Source organism: Pseudomonas sp. 14P_8.1_Bac3, from assembly GCF_025466085.1.
Classification (GTDB): domain Bacteria; phylum Pseudomonadota; class Gammaproteobacteria; order Pseudomonadales; family Pseudomonadaceae; genus Aquipseudomonas.
This window is the reverse complement of the sequence record NZ_JANLOD010000078.1, coordinates 142,741-164,002: the sequence shown is the minus strand read 5'-3', so window position 1 is coordinate 164,002 and position 21,262 is coordinate 142,741. Positions and strand designations below refer to the sequence as shown.

The 21,262-nt window shown below is 60.9% G+C and carries 11 protein-coding genes; 4 read left to right on the top strand and 7 right to left on the bottom strand.

Features of this window, described 5'->3' with window-relative positions; translation table 11 throughout:
* Positions 1 to 36: 36 nt before the first annotated feature.
* Both NTD84_RS29285 and NTD84_RS29280 read right to left on the bottom strand, forming a co-directional pair.
* On the bottom strand, positions 37 to 5,205 hold the full coding sequence (locus tag NTD84_RS29285; protein ID WP_262172540.1) for an NEL-type E3 ubiquitin ligase domain-containing protein: 5,169 nt from the start codon (positions 5,203 to 5,205) through the stop codon (positions 37 to 39).
* A 236-nt stretch (positions 5,206 to 5,441) separates the two neighbouring features.
* Positions 5,442 to 12,386: an NEL-type E3 ubiquitin ligase domain-containing protein gene (locus tag NTD84_RS29280; RefSeq protein ID WP_262172539.1), complete on the bottom strand. Its 6,945-nt coding sequence runs from the start codon at positions 12,384 to 12,386 to the stop codon at positions 5,442 to 5,444.
* A 215-nt stretch (positions 12,387 to 12,601) separates the two neighbouring features.
* On the opposite strand from NTD84_RS29280, the gene NTD84_RS29275 reads away from it, so the two are divergent.
* Both NTD84_RS29275 and NTD84_RS29270 read left to right on the top strand, forming a co-directional pair.
* Positions 12,602 to 13,729: a sensor histidine kinase gene (locus tag NTD84_RS29275; RefSeq protein ID WP_262172538.1), complete on the top strand. Its 1,128-nt coding sequence runs from the start codon at positions 12,602 to 12,604 to the stop codon at positions 13,727 to 13,729.
* 187 nt (positions 13,730 to 13,916) lie between these two features.
* Complete coding sequence (locus NTD84_RS29270; RefSeq protein WP_262172537.1) at positions 13,917 to 14,834, top strand: RHS repeat-associated core domain-containing protein; 918 nt, start codon at positions 13,917 to 13,919, stop codon at positions 14,832 to 14,834.
* A gap of 21 nt (positions 14,835 to 14,855) precedes the next feature.
* On the opposite strand, the gene NTD84_RS29265 is transcribed toward NTD84_RS29270, so the two are convergent.
* Positions 14,856 to 15,161, bottom strand: coding sequence for a chaperone modulator CbpM (locus NTD84_RS29265; RefSeq protein ID WP_262172536.1), 306 nt, complete (start codon positions 15,159 to 15,161; stop codon positions 14,856 to 14,858).
* Positions 15,162 to 15,184: 23 nt separating this feature from the next.
* Entirely contained in the window at positions 15,185 to 16,132 is a 948-nt protein-coding gene (locus NTD84_RS29260; protein ID WP_262172535.1) for a DnaJ C-terminal domain-containing protein, read from the bottom strand.
* A 297-nt stretch (positions 16,133 to 16,429) separates the two neighbouring features.
* Between NTD84_RS29260 and NTD84_RS29255 the strand changes: the two genes are divergently transcribed.
* Positions 16,430 to 17,704, top strand: a complete 1,275-nt coding sequence (locus NTD84_RS29255) for an Hsp70 family protein (RefSeq protein WP_262172534.1) — start codon at positions 16,430 to 16,432, stop codon at positions 17,702 to 17,704.
* Between the two features lie 153 nt (positions 17,705 to 17,857).
* Here NTD84_RS29255 and NTD84_RS29250 read toward each other — a convergent pair whose 3' ends face one another.
* From NTD84_RS29250 to NTD84_RS29240, 3 genes are all read right to left on the bottom strand, one after another.
* Complete coding sequence (locus NTD84_RS29250; protein ID WP_262172533.1) at positions 17,858 to 18,871, bottom strand: AI-2E family transporter; 1,014 nt, start codon at positions 18,869 to 18,871, stop codon at positions 17,858 to 17,860.
* Between the two features lie 223 nt (positions 18,872 to 19,094).
* Positions 19,095 to 19,400, bottom strand: a complete 306-nt coding sequence (locus NTD84_RS29245; protein ID WP_262172532.1) for a PsiF family protein — start codon at positions 19,398 to 19,400, stop codon at positions 19,095 to 19,097.
* Between the two features lie 65 nt (positions 19,401 to 19,465).
* Positions 19,466 to 20,260, bottom strand: a complete 795-nt coding sequence (locus NTD84_RS29240) for an AraC family transcriptional regulator (protein WP_262172531.1) — start codon at positions 20,258 to 20,260, stop codon at positions 19,466 to 19,468.
* A 96-nt stretch (positions 20,261 to 20,356) separates the two neighbouring features.
* Here NTD84_RS29240 and NTD84_RS29235 point away from each other — a divergent pair, with 96 nt between their 5' ends.
* Positions 20,357 to 21,244: a DMT family transporter gene (locus NTD84_RS29235; RefSeq protein WP_262172530.1), complete on the top strand. Its 888-nt coding sequence runs from the start codon at positions 20,357 to 20,359 to the stop codon at positions 21,242 to 21,244.
* Positions 21,245 to 21,262 lie beyond the last annotated feature (18 nt).

The window sequence follows — 21,262 nt, the reverse complement described above, 5'->3', positions numbered from 1 at the left end:
TGGCGAGCATGCTCGCGCTAACAGGGGGCGACGGCGTCAGGCCTGGTTATGGGCGACGCCTTCCGCTTCCACACGCTGCAGTCCGGCGCGCCGGATAGCGTCAGCGGTGGTTTTGGCGATGAACGTTTTTTCCTGTTCCCCGAGATCGGCCATCTGGGCGTAGTACTCGTCATTACTCAGAACCGTGCCGGGCTTGACCTCGCTGTCCGCCTTGCCGAGCAGTTTCGCCAGCCGCGTGATTTCGGCACGCCAATGAATTTTCATCACCGCGGAATCGGCGGCCAGCCATTGCTGCTGCGCAGTCTGCAGGTCCAACAGGCGCTCGCCCTTAATCCGCCAAGCCTTGAACTCCGTTGAGTAGGCTCGTCGTATAAAGTCCACCCAGAATCCCTGTTCGATCAGTTGTGTTTGCAACAACGACCCCTGTTCCTTGCTTCGCACCCGCGCATAAGCATCATTCACCATCTGCGCAGTGACTTCGGGCACGCCGAACATCATGTGCCGGGATTGCCACGGCAGATCCAGGCGTGTGGCCAACTGAGTGGGGTAGATCATATGGATTTCCACCTGATCGATATCATTGATCTGGTTGCCCTGTGCATCGAAATGAGGAATCAGGTTGCCGTTGTGATTGAACTCGAGAAACTGGCGCCCCTCAGCCAATAATTCATCGACCCGTTCAGCCGCAATCCTGCCCAACTCGTCCAGGCGCCACTTGCCTCTGGCCAGCTCGATCAGCTCGGTTTCTATCAGCTCATGGGCGCCCAGCTCATACGCGCGCTTGGTCAGGACCTCGACGCCCATGGAATTGAACAACAGCGAGTTGGCGTCGACACAGGTCGTCGGGGCAGTGGCCATACGAAACAGTGTTTCCCGCAAGGCGGTGTTGGCGTGGGCGGCCTCGACCATTTGCCAGACCTTGTCGCACAACTCAATCCGCGCTTCCGCGCTGCCGGAACGTGCATCGGCGGACTGTGACAGCTTCCTGATCTCACGAAAAAAGGGCTCCGATCCCGGCTCACGCTCGAGGTCGGCCCAGGTGTCCTGTTTGGCCAGCCATTGCTCCTCCGTCAGCCCTTCTTTCCACAAACCACTGTCGAGGATGCCCCGCGCTGGATACGGACGATCCGGCTCGAACCTCACCGACTGTCGATAGTCCCGGACCCGTTGCAGGTTCTGCGCGGAAATGGAATCCGGCTCATGACTGATAACAGTACGCGCCACAATTTCCGCCTGCGCCGACCCTGGCTCCACCTCAGGAATGACTTGCAGGTGATTGGCCTGCAAATCCAGGTAGAACGTGCGCGGCCTCGGCTGATCGAATACGCCGACGGGCCAGGTGTTGATGCCGGTCTGGGCCAACAGTACGGTTTCCAGGCTGGGCATCTGGCTGATGTCGGGGGGTAATTCCAACAACGGATTATCGTCGAGCGCCAGAAATTTCAGGCGCGTCAACCCCCTGAGTCGGGCGACCGCCTGGGCATCGAGCTTGAGCAGGTTGCCGGACAGGTCCAGCTCCGTCATGTGCACCATTCGCCCCAGGGATTCGGGCAGCTCCGCCAACTCGTTATCGCTCAGATTCAACTTGCGCAATCCGCTGAAATTTTCCAGAAACGCATCGGCGTAACCGGGGATGCCGGTGTTGGATAGATTCAAACTGGTGACATGGTTGAAATTCGCCGACAGCGGCGGCAGCTCGTCAAGCTGACCGTGCAGATCAAGGTCAGCCAGCTTGATGACTTGTCCCTGCGGCTCGCCGGTATAATCCCGGTCCACCCTGCCCTCTCTGCGCCAGGCCTGAAGCAGGGCCCGCCCGATTTCTCGTCTCGCCTCCCGTTTCCCAATAAACTCAGGGCTCTGCCGCTCTTCCTCGGTCGCGCCCTCAAGGGGAGCCCGGTACCAGGTTTGCAAGGTGTGCTTAAGCTGTTTGAACTCGAGTTCAAGCTGCCTCAGGATCGTTTCTTCCTGCCCTTCCATGCTCGCAATAAACTCATCCATCTCCTCCCTGGAGATGGTGCGATACAACGTGCGAATCCGTTCTTCGACAATTTGCCGCCACTGCGAAACATCAGGGTGATCACTCAGCGGATAACCCATACGATCTCCCGACAACCGCATCGGCGCCTTGAAGAACGGATTGTTCCGCGGACGCATTTTCAGTAGCGGACGTAGCCGATCCGAACCCAACTGATGCTCGATGATTTTCGCTTTCAATTGCGCGCCTTGAGATACATCAGGCAGGCCAATGGCTTGGCGATGGCGGTCGGGCAAAGCGTGCTGCAGCGAGCTGAACAGATCATCGATACCGTGCAGGTGCTCGTCGCGGTCGGTGCGCGCCTCGTAGCGGCCGTCGCCGCGGCGCACCAGCACTTTGCGCTCGCTGGCGTTGTCGGGACCGACACTGGCGCGCAGCTCGCCCTCAAGGTCACCCTCGCGAATTTCGATGCGCAGATCGTTCACCCAGCCCGGTAGCGCGGGCAGCGTATTGAGTGCGAGAACTTCAGTGTCCTTATTGGCCATGGCTTCGAGGGACAGGCCCTCGGCGGCGCGGGTCAGGCGCACTTGCTGTTGCAACCGACGGGCGCCCTCGGCGATGCGCAAGGGCACGCGTTTTTCGTTATTCAATCGAGTCAGTTCGGCGGAGGTGGCGTCGGACAGCAACTCTTGAATCATCGAGGCCGGCAAACTTTTGAATTGCCCCTGCACCACGGCGACGGCCTGATCGACTGGCGGTTGGCGCTCGGTGTAGCGGCTCTCGGTAATCCGCGCCCTGGCCTTGATCGCTTGTTCTTGTAAGCGGTCACGCAAGGCAGCGATCCGCTGCTCGGGTGTGACGGGCGTGTAGGTGGGAAACAGTGCCTTGATGTCGTCTTCGCTCAAGAACGCGATGAGGCGTTCAAGCAAGCGGCCGCTCATCACGTCAGACAGCGTGACCTTGAGGGTATTTTGCGGCGAGGCCTCTAGGTTGCCGTACTTGGTTGAAGGTCCACTCAAGCGATCCTGCGAAAAAGCCTCGATCGCCTTGTGCGCCGGCCAACCCGGCAACTCGACAGCCAGGGGCGCTGCGTAAACCGAGTACGGGCTTTGGTCGATACCCGTGGCGACCTTTACCGCTTCACCATGGGCCCTGAATTTCTTCAGGGCTTCCAGCAGGATCGCCGGGACCGGCTCGCCGTTCGCATGCACCCGGCGCAGCACATCGTCGTCGACCCCGCTGGCGCGCCGGGCCTGCTCCAGTTCGGCGTCGCTGAAACCGTCCGCCACCGGGCCGAGCCGACGCATCAGGGTTGCGCCTTCCCAGGTGTGCGGACGTTCCGCCTCATGGTGCCAGGCGCCTTCGCCGTTATGCGCGAGTTCAGGCGAGTAGGCCCCGGCACGGGTCGGGTGCTTGATCCGATAATGCTCGCCGGTTGCGTCTGGCTCGATCAGATAGTGGTCGCCGCCCAGGGGCAGCACCTTTTTCCCTTCGTGTGAGTACGTGCCCAGCTCATCGGGTACGGCGTCGGGCGGCAAGGTGACGGTGGTCTTGTATTGCGACAGATCCGGCTTCCACAGTTTCTGTTTGCCGTCGGCCAGGGTGACCTGTTTAAGCGAATCCACCACGCTCGACACCTGAATCTTCGGCAGCACCGCCGCGCCCGTGCCGACGAACGCCGCGTTCAACGCGACGCCGGAAAAGTGCGCCCACATTTCCTTCGTGTCGCCCCTTTCGTACGCTTCGATGCCTTCAAACACTTCATCGCACATTTGCGCGGCGCCCACGGTCAGCATGACCGGCCCCAGCACCGGCACGACAAACGCGGCCAGGTTGAACACGCTGTTGGCGGCATCGTAGTAGCTCTGCAGCCTTTCCAGGCGCGCCTGACTGTCCTCATCCTCGGTGGGCACCGCAACGGCGCGGGCATTGTTGTAGATTTTGTTGATCGTGTTCTGCCGCAGTTGCGTCCACAGGTCGCCCTCGATCGGCACTTCCCCCATCGGCAGGTTCACGGGTTTTGCTCCCAGCGGATAATCCCACTGGATGCCGACATTTTTTGTGTTGTACAACTCGCTCAGTTGAGTGATGAAAATGCCTTGCTGACGAAGCGGCACAAACTGGCTGAAGTAACGTCGATACGCGGCACTGTGCAAACGGGTTCGCAGGTCCGCCATGAAGTCGCCACTAGTGGCGTATTCCTTGATCGGTTGCTGCGGGTCGTTGGGCAGGTACACCGCCAGGCGCTCGACCCGATCCGCGTTTTTGCGGGTCGGCCCGATCAGCAACGGGCCCACCAATTCGATACCGAATATCGTCAATGCCGAGTAGGTCACCGGCCGCCCATCCAGGGTGGCGCTGCCGCTGTTGGCAAGGGCTTGCTGGAGCATCCGGTAGACGCCACCACCGATGCCGGCCTCGATTCCGCCATTCGCCCCGATTGCCAATTGCTGGTGGCCAATTTCGATGGCCACCGCCAGCTGTTGTCGCAGGTGTTCTTCCAGTGCCTGCTCAAGTGCCTTGCGCTCGCTCTCGTCCTCAGGCTGCACGATTTCCTTGATGTGTTGCTGGTACTTCGCGCCCAGGTCGAGGGTGCGGCAGAGCTTGGCGAATTCCTGGGTTTCCATGGGCCAGGCGTCGGCCTCCAGCATTTCAAACGAGGGCATGACTTCATCATGCTCAGTGCGCCAACGGGTGATGATCTGGCAGTCGTTGCAGGGCAGGGGCTTTTCTTCATCGGGCTCGAAGTTGGCCAGGGCCGCTTCGAGCAGGGAGGTCCCTCGGTACTCGGTGGTCAGGCGTGGATCCAGCGTCTGCTCAAACACGAAAAATCCGTATAAATCGTCACGGCTCTTGCGTCCGTATTTGCGGAAGAACTGAATATTTCTGACATCCACATACTGCCTGAACCGCGCCTGGATCGCGTCCTTGAGTGGCTGCTCGGCAAACTCGAACACGTCCTTGATCAGGCCGAGTCTGGCGTCGATGGTGTTCAGCGTCTCGCGATAGCGCGCGTGGCTGTCCGCCAGCGCTTTCTTCTGCTCGGGCGTGGCGTTGCGGTACCAGCTCGGGAGTTGCAGTTCGTGGTTGCCGAGTTCGTGCTGTCGTTGCTTGCTCGCCTGGGTAAACCAGCTCGGGATGCGGTTTTTGAGGAAGTCGTAGTGAACGCCGCGCAGGTCAGCGTTGAACGCGCCTTCGGGGAGGGTAACGGGGGTAATTGAATCGGGCATTACAGGTCATCCATGATTGACTGAAAGTCTTCAGCCTATCGAACGACTTCGGGGGAAAAGCTTAAATATGTACCGCAGTAGCAGGATCTTCTGCTGGGGATCTTGGGTGGCCACAGGATTGGGGCACGCCGCCGATCCACTGTAGGAGCCGGCTTGCTGGCGATGGCAGGGTATCAGTCAGCATCAATGTTGAATGTGATGGCCTCTTCGCGAGCAAGCCCGCTCCCACATTGGGATCAGCGCGGAGGCTGCCCCATCAGGTCTCGCGAGGTGCCGGGTGGCGGCTCTGCGGGAACGGGTGGAGGCATTTCGCCGATGACCCTTCGAGACAGTTCAATCAGCTTCTGATTGATCTCGATGCTGCGCTCGATGTTCAGCATTTCCACAGCGGCCTTGTACTCGGCGCTGCCCACATTTTCATGGGCGTGCTCATCCTCGAATCGGCTTTGTCGATCAATGACGTTCTGGTCAAGGACGCTGAATTCTTCAGGGTATTTTTCCCGCAGGAATTGCTCCCAGAAGTCTCGACCGATCAGGTTTTCATAGAACGCGTCGGTTTTTTCCAGCGCCTCGATGGTGGCGCGCGCGGTACTGAGCACGGTGCCGCTGATGGGCCGGCCAAATTGCATGTTTCTGGGTTGCCCCGGCAGTTCCAGCCCGTCGCTCCAGCCCCGGGTCAGGCCAATCCGGTATTCCAGGCGCACTTCCGCCGGATCGGCGTGTTGGCGCGTCGCCTTCTTCGCCAGGTCCTCGACTTTATTCAGACGAAACAGTTGTCGGCCCAGCCTCAGCAATGCGCTGCCTCGCGCGTCCGTTTGACCCGGCGCAATCCCTTGCAGGACATTGCGCTCGAAGACCTTCACCTCTAGGTCACTGAACGTCAGGATCCGCCCGTCGACACACGTGCCATGGGTCCCGGACATGCCGAATAAAACGTCCCTGAGCTCACTGTCCTCGGTCGCCGCGCTGATCACCTCCCACACCCGACGTGTCAAATCGGCGCGGGCCAGTTTGAACTCCGGCGTCAGTCGCAGCATCGCCAACAGGTGAAAAAACGCACCGTTGTTCAGCTCGGCGGCCAACTGGTTCCATTGCGTACGGCGTGTGATCGACACCGCGGGTTCGAGATTGTCCAGCCATGGCTGCAACTGTGCAGGTTCGGCCTCGACCTCATTGATGACCTCATCCGGTACGACGGGGACCGGTACGATGGCCCCCCCTTCGTCCTCATCGTCGCTGGCCAAATCATCGATCAGTTCATCAAGGCGATCGGGCGAATAACCCAGCCAGGCGTTCGGCTCGACATTGCGCGCATAGTCCCTGATCTGCTCCAGCTCGCGGTGCGAGAAGCTGTTGTCGGACACGTCCGTGTTCGCCATCAACGCATCGTGAGTACCGTCCAGCGCCTCGTTGGGAATCGCCGTGATGCGGTTGCCACTGAGATCCAGCACCCGCAGGTGATCGGCCTGCAGCACACCCGCGGGCCACTCCTCGATTCGGTTGTTACGCAAATCCAGCTCTTCAAGTCGCTCCAGTGATCCAACGTTGAACGCCCGCAGGTTGTTGTGACCCAGGTCGAGTATCCGCAGCTGTTCAAGCGAGCCCAGCACGGGATAGAGAAGCTCGGGATCCAGCAGGGCAGTCGCCGACAAGTCCAGCCGTTCCAGCCCGCGCATCGATTCGATCGCCTGCGGTAACACCTGTAGCGGCTGGCCGCCCAGCGCCAGGCTGTTGACGTTGGGAAAGGCACGCAGGAACCCGTTGGAACCTTGCCCGGTCAGCCGAACCCCGGTCAGGTTCAAGTCGCCCACATGAGGGAACTGCACCGGCAACCCAGGCAGATCGCCCAGTTGCAAACCGTTGAGGTTGAGGCTACGGTCGGCGACGCCATTCCAGCCAATCAGGCCTTCCTGCCAACACTCGATGATGCGCAAGGCAGCCAATCGGCGTGAGTGCGCCGATATCTGCCAACCCAACCCATGGGTTTCACGGGTGAACAGCCAGCTGTTCAAGCGGCGGGTCAGGTCTTCCAGGGTCTGATGCCAACCGTCGATGCGCTCGCTGATTTCCGTGCTGCCCAGGCCTTCCTTGCGCAGTTTTTCGATGGTTTGCAAGGGTTCATCGTCCGCCAACCACCGGACGGCTTTCAGACGCTGGGCGAGCCAGGCCGTGCCTTCGCCCGCCGGCACTTGCGCGGGCAACGGCAACAGGTTCTCGGCAATCGATGCGCCGGTCTCGGCGGGCGGGAAGTTGAGGGGCACCGGTTCGAGGGCGAACCGTTCGAGGGTGCCCGGCAGCAAGCCCCTGGCCTGCTCGACCCTAGCCCGCGCGGCGCTTAGCGCCTGCCAGGCCTCAGGCGTCAAAGGCAAACCGGTCAGATGGGTACCGATCACTATTTCGTCGCGGGCCAGGGCGGTGTCCGGCAATGTGGTAATTGCGCTACCGCCCAGGTCCAGCCAGGTCAGTTCAGCCAGGCTCTCGGCGCCCGTTGGCCACGCCTGCAGATTGCTCCCGTTCAGGTTCAAGGCCTCGAGCTCGCTCATGGCGCTGACATCCAGGCCCACTGACGAGGTGCCGACATCGGCGAAGCGGCTGCCACTCAGGTCGAGGTTTTGCACCCGATTGAAACCGCTGACAAAACGATGGGTCTCCTCGAGAGACGCACCGCTCCCGCGCAGGATCAGGGTCTCTACATGATCAAAGTCCCGGGCGGCCAGTTCCGGAAGTTGGCTGATCGACATCAGGTTCAGTTCCAGACGCGTCGAGTAGGCCGTTGAGCCGTAGCGGCGCAGCAGTCCACTGTGCCAGCTACGTTTGAGGGCGGCCCCAATCTCCCAACTTTTTTCCACCTGAAGCACAAACAACTTGGATAGCCACGCATGGAGCTGACGATAGAACGCGTCGTACCGGTCGCCCAATGCTTCGATGGCGTTGAACCTGGCCTCGGCGCCCTCCCAGCGCTGGAGAAACGACTGAAACAAAAAGTCGTAAGGCTCGCCCCGCGGCCCCGGCGCGTTCGACGTCGCGCCAACCGTGCCAAACTGTCGCAACTGTCCTCTGCAGTGATCCGCGACCATTTCCTCCAGGTCGATCAAGTGCACAGGCTGGCTTCTTACATAGTCGTAAGCCACCTTGAACGTTTCGCGCGTGAGCCAGGACCAGTCCAGGGAGAGCCCGGACAACAACCGGTCATGCCCGCCCTCGAACAGTCTGCCGGGCAACTGGTAGACGAAGCTGCCGCGCATGTTCAGACGCTCGAGGTGAGGCAGCTCGAGCACACCCACCGGCCAGGCCTGTGCGGAGGCGTTCGTGATGGTCAGGTCGCGCAGGTTGCTCAGGCGGCTCACATCAAGGTCTTCGGCCTTCTGCAGTACCCCACGCAGTTCCAGACGTTCGAGCCTGACCAGGTTCTCGAGCCTGGCGATTTCCGCCGCACTGTAGGGGAAGTTCGAAGCCAAGCTCAGATCGGTGAGTTGCTTCATGCCGTCCAGCGCCCGAGGAACCGTGCGCAACTGCATGGCGATGCCGGTGATCGACAGTTTTTCGAGCTGCTGAAAAGAGCCCAACAGCCCTTCGATGGAAGCGCCGGTCATGCCCACGCCACCGATCGTCAGTTCCCTGATATGGGAAAAATCCGCCGACAGCGGCGGCAACGAATCGTGGCAGTTCAATTCCAGCCGCGCATACGTCGGGTTTACCCCGGCTTTGGGCGAGTTTTTCCAGGCGGACCTGATCGCCTCCGCCGCCGGGCGTTTGCCGTCCAGCATGGCGCGCAGCGAGCTGTCCCCGCCCACCCATTGGTCAAGGGTCGCCTCCAGCGCCTGCCACTCGCGCAGACGGTTGCTCAGCAGGTGGAAAATCTGCTGGTTGGACTGGCCAAGCCCCCACTGCTCGAGAAGGAACTTGAGGGCCTCGACATCGGACAGGCCCGGGTAAACATCCTGCACCCGGCTGATCAGCTCGCCGGTCACGTCCGCGCCTCGGCCACTCGCTGGATAGCCGAGCAGCTTCTCTGAAATGCGCCGCGGTGGTCTGGCCACGGTTTTGTCGCGCAACAGTTGCGCCGACTCCGTGGGATGCGTGGTGGCATAGTCGATAATCGCGCGCCGCAGATCGGAGCGTTGCGCCACGCCGGGGATGCCCAGCGACAGCCGTGCGTCATCGGGCAAGGCGTGCAGGATGGAGGCGTAAAAGTTGTCGCCCTCGCGGGGCAGGCTGTTAAGGGTTTCTCCCCGGTCATTGAACGCCTGGTAGACCGGCCCCTTTTTCACCACGTACTTTCGGGTACTGCTGTTTTCGTTGCCGATGCCATCGAGCAGGTCGCCTTCAATCCCGCCCTCGCGTATTTCCAGGCGCACGTCACCTTTCCAGCCCGGCAGTTTCGCCAGGGTATGCAGCGCTACACGCTTGCTGTCCACCGACACCAGGTTTTCCATATGCAGACCGGCAAAGGCCTGGGTCAGACGTCCCTGCTGCACATACCAGCGCGCTTGCTCCAGCAGGCGCAGCGGCACGCGGGCGCTGGTCTCAAGCCGGGTCAGCTCCTCGGCCGTGGCGTCGATCAGCACGGTGTGTGCCGCCGTCTCGCTGAGCCCGGGGCAGAGCCGCTGCAGCCTGGCGACCTGAGGGTCCACCGGGGTCGCGCCTTTGTAGAGGCTTTCGAACAGCGCCGGCTGGCGGGTGCGGGCCAGATCGGCGATCTGCTTGCTGAACTCCTGCGGCCGCAACGCCGTCACCCGGGCCGGTTCGCCTCCCAGCAGACGGGTGATTTCCGATTCATCCAGCGCCGCCAGAATCAGCGCCGGCAGATTGCCGCTCAGGGCATCGGCTCGGGTGATGCGGATCGATTTCTTGCGCTTGACGCCCGCCGACAGGCGCTCGGCGCCATAGTTGATCGACTCCCCCGACAATTCGGGGCCTTCAAACACTTTCAGCAAGCGCCCGGCCGGCCAGCGTGGCAGTTCGGTGATCAGGGGCAGGGTAAACAGGTAGCGATCATCGATGGCACGCCCGGTCTCGATCTGTTCGATGACTTGCGCCACGCCATGGTCGGCCTCGAACAGGCGCATGGCATCGGCCAGTTCGGGCGGTGGCGGCGCGTTGTCCAGGTGCATCTTGCGCAAGGCATCGTCGCTGACGCCACTGACGTCGGCGATCCGCAGCAGTTGCTCGTCGGAGAACGTATCGGTCAGCGGCCCCATGCGCCGCAGCAGGGTCAGGCGGTCCCAGGTCTGTGGGCGCTCAAGGGTATGACGCCAGGCCCCGGTGCCGTTGTGAGCCAGCGGTGGCTGATAGGCGTGAGGGTCGCCCGGGCGCTTGATACGCCAGCGTTTCAGCGACGCGTCATAGGTCTTTTCGTAGAACTTGTCATCGAGTCGGACGTGGGTCTTGTTGTCGAACTCGAATTGCCCGAGGTCATTGGCCGGCACGTCGCGGTCCACGGAAACGGCGCGTTCGTAGCCCTTCAAGTCAGCCTTCCACAAGCGGGTGTCGCCATTGGGCAGCGTGACCGGGTCCAGTTGTTCGATCACCGGCTCGGCCTTGACCGCGGTCAATTTGGCCAGGCCTTTGCCGACGCCGGCGGCCACCGCGAAAAACGCCAGGTTTTCCGCCACGTCGATCAGGTGAGCCTTGGCCGCCTTGCGATCACCCTCGCTCCATTCGATCGAGGCTTCGAAGGTTTCGTACATCAGCTGGCCGGCGATCACCACCATCATGGCCTCGCCCAGTACCGGGATGAACATCGTCACGGTGGTCAGCACCAGCAGGCCGATATTCAGCAGAAAGGCGAATTTCTCGGAACGGACGCGAGCATCGACATCCGCCGTGGGCACCGCGTGGCTACGCGCGTCGGCCAGGACCTTGTCGCGATGCTGCTCGTAGAGATAACCCCACAGATCGCTGTTCTCGCTCCACAGCCCCCGGCCCTTCTGCACCTGAACCCGAGGGGCGAGAAAGGGGTCGTCATTTGGCTCCTGATTGATCGTGGTGGGCGGCAGCTTGTCGAGACCGGCAAACGGATTGATCCCCCGCAACAGCGTGTTGAGGATCGACACATAGGGGCTGAGCTTCTGGCTCAGGGGGGCGCCCGAAGCATTCTGGGTGAACTCGCTGAAGTAGCGCGGAAGATCGCCATACGCGACGAACTGGCTGAAAAACCGTTGATAGGCGGTCGGGCTGCCGTCCCTGGGTTGCGCGGGGGCGCGGGCGGTGAAACGGCGCTTGAACATCGCCGTCAGGTCTTCATAGAGGTAGCGCTTGAGCGGTTGCTCCGGATCGTTAGGGATGTAAACGATCATCTCGCCGCCGTAGCGGTATTTTTCACAGATGTAGAACACCACGCACCCGGTCATGGTCAGGTTCATCAAGCACAGGTCACGGAACCACACCTGTTTCTTGCCCATCCAGGGGTGCACTTCGCCGTCGATGACCGACACAATCATGGTGTAATCCGCCGGCGTGATGTCCTTTTTCAGCAGTGCCAGGTCTGTCGCGGCGCGCAACGCGGTTTTCTGGGCGTCGATGAAGGGCAGGCGTAGCGCTTTTTCCGCTTCGGCGTCCGAGGTTTTGAAAAACGCCTTGAGGTACACCTGATATTTCGCGCCGATGTCCAGCGAGCGGCACAGCCCGGTAAATTGCGTCACGGTCAGGGAGGTGCTGACGGCGCTGAACGTGCCGGGCGTGGCGTTTTCCACCAGGAAGCCCGAGGACGAATGAAACGCACCGTCCTCGGTTTCCGAGGCTTCGAAGTTATGCAGAGCCGCTTGCAGCAGCGGCAGTTTCAACACCTCGAACGTACCGATATCGATGCCGAGGATGCCCCATTCCAGCGGTTGCTTGAGGCAAATCAGGGTTTTATCGACGTCCAGTTCCACCTTGAACCGGTCTTCCAAGGCCTTGACCAGCAGGGGTCTGGCGAAAGTATCGATGTCCTGGAAGGTCGACATGACGTTGTCCAGGCGGGTCTGTGCGGCGAGGCTGGCGGTGGCGCGAAAGCCCAGGGCGTCGCGTTGGGCGCGGGAGGTGGTTGTGTGCCAGTCCGGCGTGGTCGTCGCGGTGTTTTTCAAGGCCGCGCGGCGTTCCGGGGTGGCCTTGACCAGCCAGTCGGGAATGGCTTTCTCGAGGAACAGGCCGTGGATACTCGCGGTAGCGGCCGGAGTTGTTGCAGGGGTGTCAGACATGAGCGTCGCTCCTGTTAAGTGGAGCGCTAGGACACCATTTCGGGCGACTGCATCGGCGGTACATAGTTATAGAGTGACGGGCAGGCGATGGTGCAAATGCACCTGTGTTTCGCCCCGATAAAGGTGCATCGTGCCGCCGCCCCACCGGAGGTTTTTTTCCAGCTTAAAGGCGCTACTATGCGACACGTCTCGTTTGCAAACCCCAGGAACCGGTCATGCGCCTTTCCGATTTCATCAGGCAACAGGTAGACCGAATCGTCGATGAATGGGAGCAGTTCGCCAGAACCATCACACCGGCGGCAGAGAATATGGATCAGGCGGCCTTGCGCGATCACGCCAAGGCCATCCTGCTGGCCGCCGCGCGGGACATGAGCACCGCGCAAACCGCCAGCGAGCAAATGGCCAAGGCCAAGGGTGAGGGCCCGGAGAAAACCCCGAGCCTGGACCAGGCCGGCGCCAGCCACGGCGAGTTGCGGCATACCGTGGGCTTCGACCTGGTGCAGATGACCAGCGAATTTCGCCACCTGCGTGCCTGTGTCATTCGGATGTGGGTCGCCAGCCTGGAATCCCCGGACCTGGCTTACTTCCAGGACATGATCCGCTTCAACGAAGCGATCGACGAAGCCCTCGCCGAATCGACCGCTGCCTATGCCGAACAGGTCAACCATTCAAGGGACATTTTCCTGGCGATCCTCGGCCACGACCTGCGCGCGCCACTGCAAGCCGTGAGCATGTCCACCGAACTGCTGATGCGCAAAGCGACCCTCGAAGGCGATGCGCTGACCTGCGCGATCAACATCAAGCGCGGCGCGCGGCACATGGCGGTGATGGTCGGCGACTTGCTGGAACTGGTGCGCAGTCGCCTGGGCAAGAGCCTGCCGATCGAGCCGGCGCCCATGGACCTGGCCGACGTGACCCACCGGGCGATTGCCGAAGCCTGCGCCGGCAACCCGGAATGCGACCCGACCGTGAACATACTGGGCGATACCCAAGGCGTCTGGGACGCCGGGCGCCTCGATCAACTGTTGCAGAACCTGATCGGAAACGCGCTGCAGCACGGTCTGAATAAGCGCGACGTGACCGTGACGCTTACCGGCGAACCCGAGGTTGTCCGCCTGACAGTGCACAACTACGGTCAACCGATCCCCGAAGACACCATCGGCACCATCTTCGATCCACTGGTGCGCAGCGCCGACGAAGAACTCGGCCAGCCGACGACCAGCCTTGGGTTAGGGTTGTTCATCGTCAAGGAAGTGGTGAACGCCCATGGCGGGACGATCGAGGTCAGTTCCAGCGAGGCGAACGGAACGCTGTTCACCGTGGTGTTGCCCAGAAAGGTGTGATGCCTCTGCAACCGCGTTATCGTTCTTCGCGAACAGGCTCGCTCCCATGGTCGGGTTTCTTCAAGCGGTACGGTTGATTCCCGGCGCAACGCCTGACTATCAGTTCTGCTAGTACCCGAAATCCGGCCACGACGTCAGACTGGGGGCGTTGATCAAAGTCGACCCTTTCATCAAGGATGACCCGGACATGGCCCGAACGCTTTTGCTGGCTGCCGACACCGGCAATTCAATCCTTGTCGAACTTGGCGGAGGAGAACCCAATTCGCTCGCCTATTCCGCTTACGGCGGACAATCCGCGCCACGAGCGATTGCTTCACACCTGGGTTTCAACGGTGAACTAAGCGAGCGGCAGATCGGCTGGTATTTATTGGGCAAAGGCTACCGCGCTTACAACCCGGTATTGATGCGCTTTCTCAAGCCCGACCGGTTGAGCCCGTTTGGAAAGGGTGGGTTGAATGCGTATATGTATTGCCGGGGGGATCCGTTGAATTTTTTGGATCCGACGGGGAAACTCAATATTCCAAAGCTCCTAGGATTTCAAAATCTCCCCAGAACAGGTAGCAGCGTGGCGCTTATTTCCAATGCGGCGCCAATGGCATCGAGTTCACAAAATGCTCTACAACAAACCCTACCGGCACTCACCAGGAAGACGGTGACCGAGACTGTGTCTGCGACCTACATAAAAACTGAGGTAACGGTTGCTCTAAATGGTTTTCGAAGGGGGAAGCGTGCGCCTCCTCATATTGAGACCCGAAACCATGTCAGAAACTGGGATGCGTCGGTTGCCACGAGCGACCAGAGGACCATTGATTACGGACCTTGGCCCGCAACGCCTCAGCAGAGGCCGTCCAAAACAATGGTCGGCAACCCAAAATTCAATGATACCGGTGGGCAGGTGACAGACCACAAAGGAGAAGTCTTGGTCAGAAAACCATTTGAATTCCCTACTGGTGACCCTCCTCTTCCAGCGACAAGGACACGACCCGACGGAGTAAAGCTCCAATACTCTATGACTCGGTACGCTGGTCGCCTCACTTTAGAAAGTCGTAGGTTAAAGTCTCTTCCACCACGCCAGGGTGCAATCAGAGAGCCTGGGAATGTGTAAAAGATCAAAGCGCTTCGCAGGCTACTCCACCACCAACCGCCCCAACCGCTGCTTCAACATCCGGTTCTCCGCCCGCAGTTGCTGAACCTCTTCCAACAGGTCCAGCGCCAGGGCGACGCCTTCCCACTCCAGCTCCAGGTCGTGCCGCAGCTTGGCGGCACGTTTGGCCAGGGCCAGCTCGTAATCGTTGAAACGCCAGTCCTGGGGCTGCGTGCCCTGAGGTTCGAGGATGCCGTGTTCGACGATTTCGATCACGTAGACGTCCGACAGGTCGGTCGCCTCACAGAATTCTGCCATGTCCAGGTGAACGATCAGGGGGTTGCTCATAATGGGCTACTCCGGTTCGTGGATCAGAAGTTTTCTCTTGGGTCGAACGCGGCTTTTTGCGCCAGTTCCTGCCACAGCGCCTTGACCTCGTCGCTCGTTGTCTTAGGCATGACCGCCTTCAACTGAACGAACAGATAACCACGCTCACCTGCCTTGTTCAGCAAGCCGTGGCCCTTGGCGCGCATGCGCTGGCCGTTCTGGCTGCCGGCCGGGACCTTGAGGTTGATCTTGCCGGTCAGGGTCGGCACAGCAACTTCGGCGCCCAGCGCCAATTCCCACGGCGCCAGCGGCAAGGTGATGATCAGGTTTTCGCCTTCGACGTCGAACTTGGGGTGCGGCGCGAAGCGAATGATCAGGAACAGGTCGCCATTGGCCCCGCCGCCGACGCCCGGTGCGCCCTGCCCCTTGAGGCGGATGCGCTCGCCGTCGGTGACACCGGCCGGGATTTTCACGTTCAGGCTTTTCGTGGTGTTGCTGACATGCTGGCCGGCAGCGTTGTACTGCGGCACCTGGAAAGTGACCTTCTTCGATTCGTTCGAGAGGGTTTCTTCCAGGAAAATCGCTAATTCCATTTCCACGTCTTGCCCTCGACGTCCGGCGCTGCGGCCCGACTGTCCACCACCAAAGCCCGGCCCACGGTTGCCGAAGATCGAACTGAAGAAGTCCGAGAAATCGCCGGTGTCCTGGCCGCCACCGAAACCACCGCCGCCACGCCCCTGCCAACCTGGCGGGCCCTGGAACGGCTGGCCGTGCTGGCCGTATTTGCGCAAGTCGTCGTATTCGGCGCGCTTATCGGCACTTTTCAGTGCTTCATAAGCTTCCGAGGCGTCCTTGAACTTGGCCTCGGCGTCCTTTTCCTTGCTGACGTCGGGGTGGTATTTGCGCGCAAGTTTGCGATAAGCCGCCTTGATCGTCTTATCGTCTGCGGTCGGTTCCACACCGAGAATCTTGTAATAGTCTTTGAAGTCCATCTAAGGATCACCATCCGTTATCGATATCGCGCCGTCACCGGCAGTCTGCGCGTATTTCCAGGCGCCGGGTTGACCGATCTCAAGAGTGTGACCGGGTAGCGCATCAGAAGTTTATCGGCAGCGGTGGGCGGTTCTTGCGACCGTCCGATGGCTGCCAGGCTCAATGCAGACAAGTTTGGGGCATTCGGCCTGCTTATCAAGGCGCTATTGACCGAGATTTAGCGGATAGTCGGCCTTCGAATCTGCGCCGCACTGACATACACTGCGCGGCCGTTTTTTAACCGGAACCTGAACGTCATGAAAAACGCATCTCCAGCCCGTGCCTGTGGTATCGACTTCGGCACGTCCAACTCCACCGTCGGCTGGCTGCGCCCCGGCATGGAAACGCTGATCGCGCTGGAGGACGACAAGATCACCCTGCCGTCGGTGGTGTTCTTCAACCTCGAAGAGCGCCGCCCGGTGTACGGCCGGCTGGCGCTGCACGAGTACCTCGAAGGCTACGAAGGCCGGCTGATGCGCTCGCTCAAGAGCCTGCTGGGCTCCAAGCTGATCAAGCACGACACCAGCGTGCTCGGCACGGCGATGCCATTCAAGGACTTGCTGGGGCTGTTTATCGGCCAGTTGAAGAAGCGTGCCGAGAACACCGCCGGTCGGGAGTTCGAGGAAGTGGTGCTGGGTCGCCCGGTGTTTTTCGTCGATGACGACGAAATGGCCGACCAGGAAGCGGAAAACACGTTGGTGGACGTGGCCCGCGCCATTGGCTTCAAGGATGTGTCGTTCCAGTACGAACCGATTGCGGCGGCGTTCGACTATGAGTCGACCATCGAAAAGGAAGAATTGGTGCTGATCGTCGACATCGGCGGCGGTACGTCCGACTTCTCCCTGGTGCGCCTGTCGCCGGAACGCCGCACCCACGACAACCGTCACGATGACATCCTCGCCACCGGCGGCGTGCACATCGGCGGCACCGATTTCGACAAGCAACTGAGCCTGCAAGGCCTGATGCCGCTGTTCGGCTACGGCAGCCGCATGAAGAGTGGCGCCTACATGCCGACCAGCCACCACATGAACCTGGCGACCTGGCACACCATCAACTCGGTGTACTCGCAGAAGTCGACCCTGGCCCTCGGCAGCATGCGTTACGACATCGAGGACACCGGTGGCATCGACCGTCTGTTCAAGCTGATCGAGCAACGCGCCGGGCACTGGCTGGCGATGGAAGTGGAAGAAACCAAGATCCAGCTGACCCACGCCGAGAGTCGCCATGTGCCGCTGGACCGCATCGAGCCGGGCCTGAGCGTGGAACTGAGCCGGGCGCTGTTCGAATCGGCCATCGACAGCCTGCTGGAGCGCGTGCGCAACAGCGTGACCCAGCTGCTGAACGACGCCCACGTGCGGGTCGATCAGGTGGATACGGTGTTCTTCACCGGTGGATCGAGCGGGATTCCGGCACTGCGCAACAGCGTGTCGGCGATGTTGCCGAATGCGCGGCATGTGGAAGGGAACATCTTTGGCAGCATTGGCAGCGGGTTGGCGATCGAGGCGGCCAAGCGTTATGGGCCGATGGACTGATCCGGCACCGAGTCGCCCTTATCGCTAGCAGGCTAGCTCCCACAATGTGTGCCCCCCCACTGTGGGGGCTAGCTTCCACAATGTGTGCACAACCCCCTGTGGGAGCTAGCCTGCTAGCGAAGGCGTCAGATCAGGCAATACAAATCTGCCTGATCAAACCATCCCCACCAGCTTCAACTCACTCTTCAGATACGCATAGTAAATCGGTCCCGCCACCACCCCCGGCAGGCCGAATGCGGCCTCGAACACCAGCATTGCCAACAGCAACTCCCACGACTTGGCGCTGATCTGCCCGCCGACGATGCGCGCGTTGAGGAAGTATTCGAGCTTGTGGATAAAAATCAGATAGCCCAGCGCCGCCAGCGCCACCCAGATCGACAGCGACAGGCCGACGATGGTGATCAGCGTGTTCGACATCAGGTTGCCGATCACCGGCAGCAAGCCGAGCAGGAAGGTCAGGACAATCAGGGTTTTCGTCAGCGGCAGCTTGATGCCGAACATAGGCAGGATCACCGCCAGGAAAATCCCGGTGAAGAAGGTGTTGAGCAGGGAAATCTTGATCTGCGCGAACACGATGTTGCGAAACGCCTGGACCAGCAGGTGCAAGCGATCGAACAGCGCAGCGGCCAAAGGTTTGCGCTTGGTCACGTCCGGCACGCGCTGCAAGGCGATGATCGCCCCCAGCACCATGCCGATCAACAGCGTCACGAACATGTGCGCGGCGTCTTTACCGACCAGCTGCAATTCGCTGAGGTGTTTGCTCATCCATTCGCCAATCGCCACGCGGAATTCGGCAGCGCTGGCGGGCAGGTAGGCGTCGATGAACGGCGGCAATTGCCCGCGCGCGCGATCGACCACGTGCATGAATTTGTCGAGGGAAGCGCCGGGGTTTTCCGCTTCGTGCAACAGGAAGCTGATGGCGCCGGCAAAAATCAGCGCCAGCACACTCACCACTAACGTCCCTAGCAACGCCACTGCCAGCCAGCGCGCACGCCGACCTTCGATCAGGCGCTGCAATTGCGGGGTGAGCATGTTGACCAGTTCGAACACCAGCAGACCGGCCAGCAGGCTTGGCAGCAAGCGCAACGGAATTACCAATAGCAAACCACCAAAAATGATGACCCAACTGATCAGCAACAAGACTTGGCGTTGAGAAAACGTTGGCATACAGCCTCAAAACGAACAGCGTAAAAGGATTGGCAGTCTGCCAGCGTTCGGGTGCCAGCACTAGGGATTGTGTGGGGCGACCTTGGTCGGGGTCCGGTTAGCTTTTTGCAGTGTTCTTACCGGCCCTTTCGCGAGCAAGCCCGCTCCCACATGTGCACACCGATCTACTGTGGGAGCGGGCTTGCTCGCGAAGGGGCCGGCACAACCCGCACAAGTCCCCGTGTTATTTCTTCTTCAGGCAATCACTCATGAAGGTCTTGCGCGCATCGCCCTTCAGTGCCTTGCTCGCCGCATCGGCATTACAGGTCTTCATCTTCTCCTGCTGCGGTGTCAGGGCCTTGGCGTCGTTGGCCGCCGGGGCTGCCTTGAGGCAGGTGCTCATGAAGGCTTTGCGCTCATCGCCCTTGAGGCTTTTGGTCGTAGCGTCGGCGTTGCAAGTGGTCATCTTGTTCTGTTGGGCGGTGGCGGCGAAGCCCTGGGAGCAGAGCAGCAAGCCGATCATCAACAAAGGGGCACGCAACATCTTCATGGAGTTTTTCTCCTTGTCGCCGCACCGAGGAGCGCGGCCTCGCTCTGGAGTGTAGACAAAGGCTGTTACACATTCCTGCTCTCGAAGTGGCTGCGGCGATACTGCTCCGGCGTGCAACCGGCCTGGCGCTGGAACATCGCGATAAACGCCGAACCGGTGCTATAGCCCATGTCGAAGGCGATCTCCTGAATGCTGCGCCGACTGTCGAGCGCTTCGATCGCCGCCAGAAAACGCAGGCGCAGCCTCCACTCGCCGAAACTCATGCCCAGTTCGCGCACGAACTGCCGCGCCAACGTCCGCTCGCTGACGTGGATCTGTTGCGCCCACGCCGACAGCGGCCGGTTATCCCCGGGTTCGGCTTGCAAGGCCTCGAGAATGCCGAGCAACCTGGCGCTGCTGGCGTAGGGCAAATAGCACTCATGGACGGGCGCCTGTTGCAGCTGATCCACCAGCACTTGGGCCAGGCGCTGGTCCGCGTCATATTCAGGAATCTTCACGTCGCGGGCGGCGAAATCCTTGAGGATCGCCTTGAGGATGTCGCTGATCGCCAGGGTGCAGGCCTCTTGCGGTAATTGGCGGCACAGCGCCGGCGCGAGGCACACCGCCCGGTAGTTGATCGGTTGATGGCTGTAGAAACTGTGCTCGACGTGCGGCGGCACCCACACGGCGTATTGCGGCGGCGACATGAACCGGCTGCTGCCGATTTCCATGTGCAGGACGCCGTTGGCCGAATACTCCAGCGTCCCCCACGGGTGGCGGTGGGCCGAGGCGTATTCGTGGCTGTCGAAGTCGGCATAACGGAAGTACACCGGCGACGGCAGTTCGCTGAAATCCAGCAGGTCGATGTGTTTGCTGTTCATGCTGTCCGTCATCCGGGGCCGGTTGTCCGGATTGAAGTATAGGCTTTCATCCAGACAGGCGATAATCGGCGCTCATTAACGTTCTGGTTGTTTCCGATGCAATACGCTTACCCCCTGCTGGCCATTTTCATCTGGGCCGGCAACACCGTGATCACCAAGATGTCCGCCGGGGCGATCTTCCCGGCCGAGATCGGTTTTTATCGCTGGCTGCTGGCCGGATTGCTGTTCACGCCTTTCATGCTCAAACCGGTCATCGCCCACTGGTCGGCGATTCGGCCGAACCTGGGGAAGATTTTCATCCTCGGCGTGCTGGGCATGGCGGTCTATCAGAGCCTGGCGTATTTCGCCGCGGGCCTGACCTCGGCGACCAACATGGGGATCATCCTGTCGCTGATGCCGTTGATGTCGCTGACCATGGCCATCGTCAGTCTCGGCCAGCGCCTGACCGCGGGCGCGCTGGCCGGTGCCGTGCTGTCGTTCGCCGGGGTGTTGGTGGTGGTGTCGTCCGGCAGCCTGGCCGTACTGATCGAGCATGGGGTGAACCTGGGCGACGCGATGATGCTGATCGCCACCCTGGCCTACGCGATCTACAGCACGCTGCTGAAAAAATGGCAGCTGCGTTTGCCGCCGCTGGTGTTGTTGTATCTGCAGGTGCTGGTGGCGGTAGTGGTGCTGTTTCCGCTGTTTGTCCTGTCGCCGAAAACCGGCCTGACCGTGCACAACATTCCGTTGGTGCTGTACGCCTGCTTGCTGGCCTCGATGATTGCGCCGCTGGCCTGGATGCAGGCAGTGGTGCGGCTGGGACCGAGCCGGACCACGCTGTTTTTCAATTTGCTGCCGGTGATAACGGCACTGATTGCGGCGGGGGTGTTGCATGAGCAGCTGGCGATGTATCACCTGGTGGGTGGAGTGTTGACGTTGGGTGGGGTGATTCTTTCGGAGCGGTGGACCACGGTGTTGGGGCGCAAGATTAGCGTGACCTGAGCGGACGCGGTCTGGCGG

Excerpts from the sequence above, each read along its gene's own strand:
- NTD84_RS29285 (WP_262172540.1), bottom strand. The coding sequence starts at position 5,205 with ATGCCCGATTCAATTACCCCCGTTACCCTCCCCGAAGGCGCGTTCAAC.
- NTD84_RS29280 (WP_262172539.1), bottom strand. The coding sequence starts at position 12,386 with ATGTCTGACACCCCTGCAACAACTCCGGCCGCTACCGCGAGTATCCAC.
- NTD84_RS29275 (WP_262172538.1), top strand. The coding sequence starts at position 12,602 with ATGCGCCTTTCCGATTTCATCAGGCAACAGGTAGACCGAATCGTCGAT.
- NTD84_RS29270 (WP_262172537.1), top strand. The coding sequence starts at position 13,917 with ATGGCCCGAACGCTTTTGCTGGCTGCCGACACCGGCAATTCAATCCTT.
- NTD84_RS29265 (WP_262172536.1), bottom strand. The coding sequence starts at position 15,161 with ATGAGCAACCCCCTGATCGTTCACCTGGACATGGCAGAATTCTGTGAG.
- NTD84_RS29260 (WP_262172535.1), bottom strand. The coding sequence starts at position 16,132 with ATGGACTTCAAAGACTATTACAAGATTCTCGGTGTGGAACCGACCGCA.
- NTD84_RS29255 (WP_262172534.1), top strand. The coding sequence starts at position 16,430 with ATGAAAAACGCATCTCCAGCCCGTGCCTGTGGTATCGACTTCGGCACG.
- NTD84_RS29250 (WP_262172533.1), bottom strand. The coding sequence starts at position 18,871 with ATGCCAACGTTTTCTCAACGCCAAGTCTTGTTGCTGATCAGTTGGGTC.
- NTD84_RS29245 (WP_262172532.1), bottom strand. The coding sequence starts at position 19,400 with ATGAAGATGTTGCGTGCCCCTTTGTTGATGATCGGCTTGCTGCTCTGC.
- NTD84_RS29240 (WP_262172531.1), bottom strand. The coding sequence starts at position 20,260 with ATGAACAGCAAACACATCGACCTGCTGGATTTCAGCGAACTGCCGTCG.
- NTD84_RS29235 (WP_262172530.1), top strand. The coding sequence starts at position 20,357 with ATGCAATACGCTTACCCCCTGCTGGCCATTTTCATCTGGGCCGGCAAC.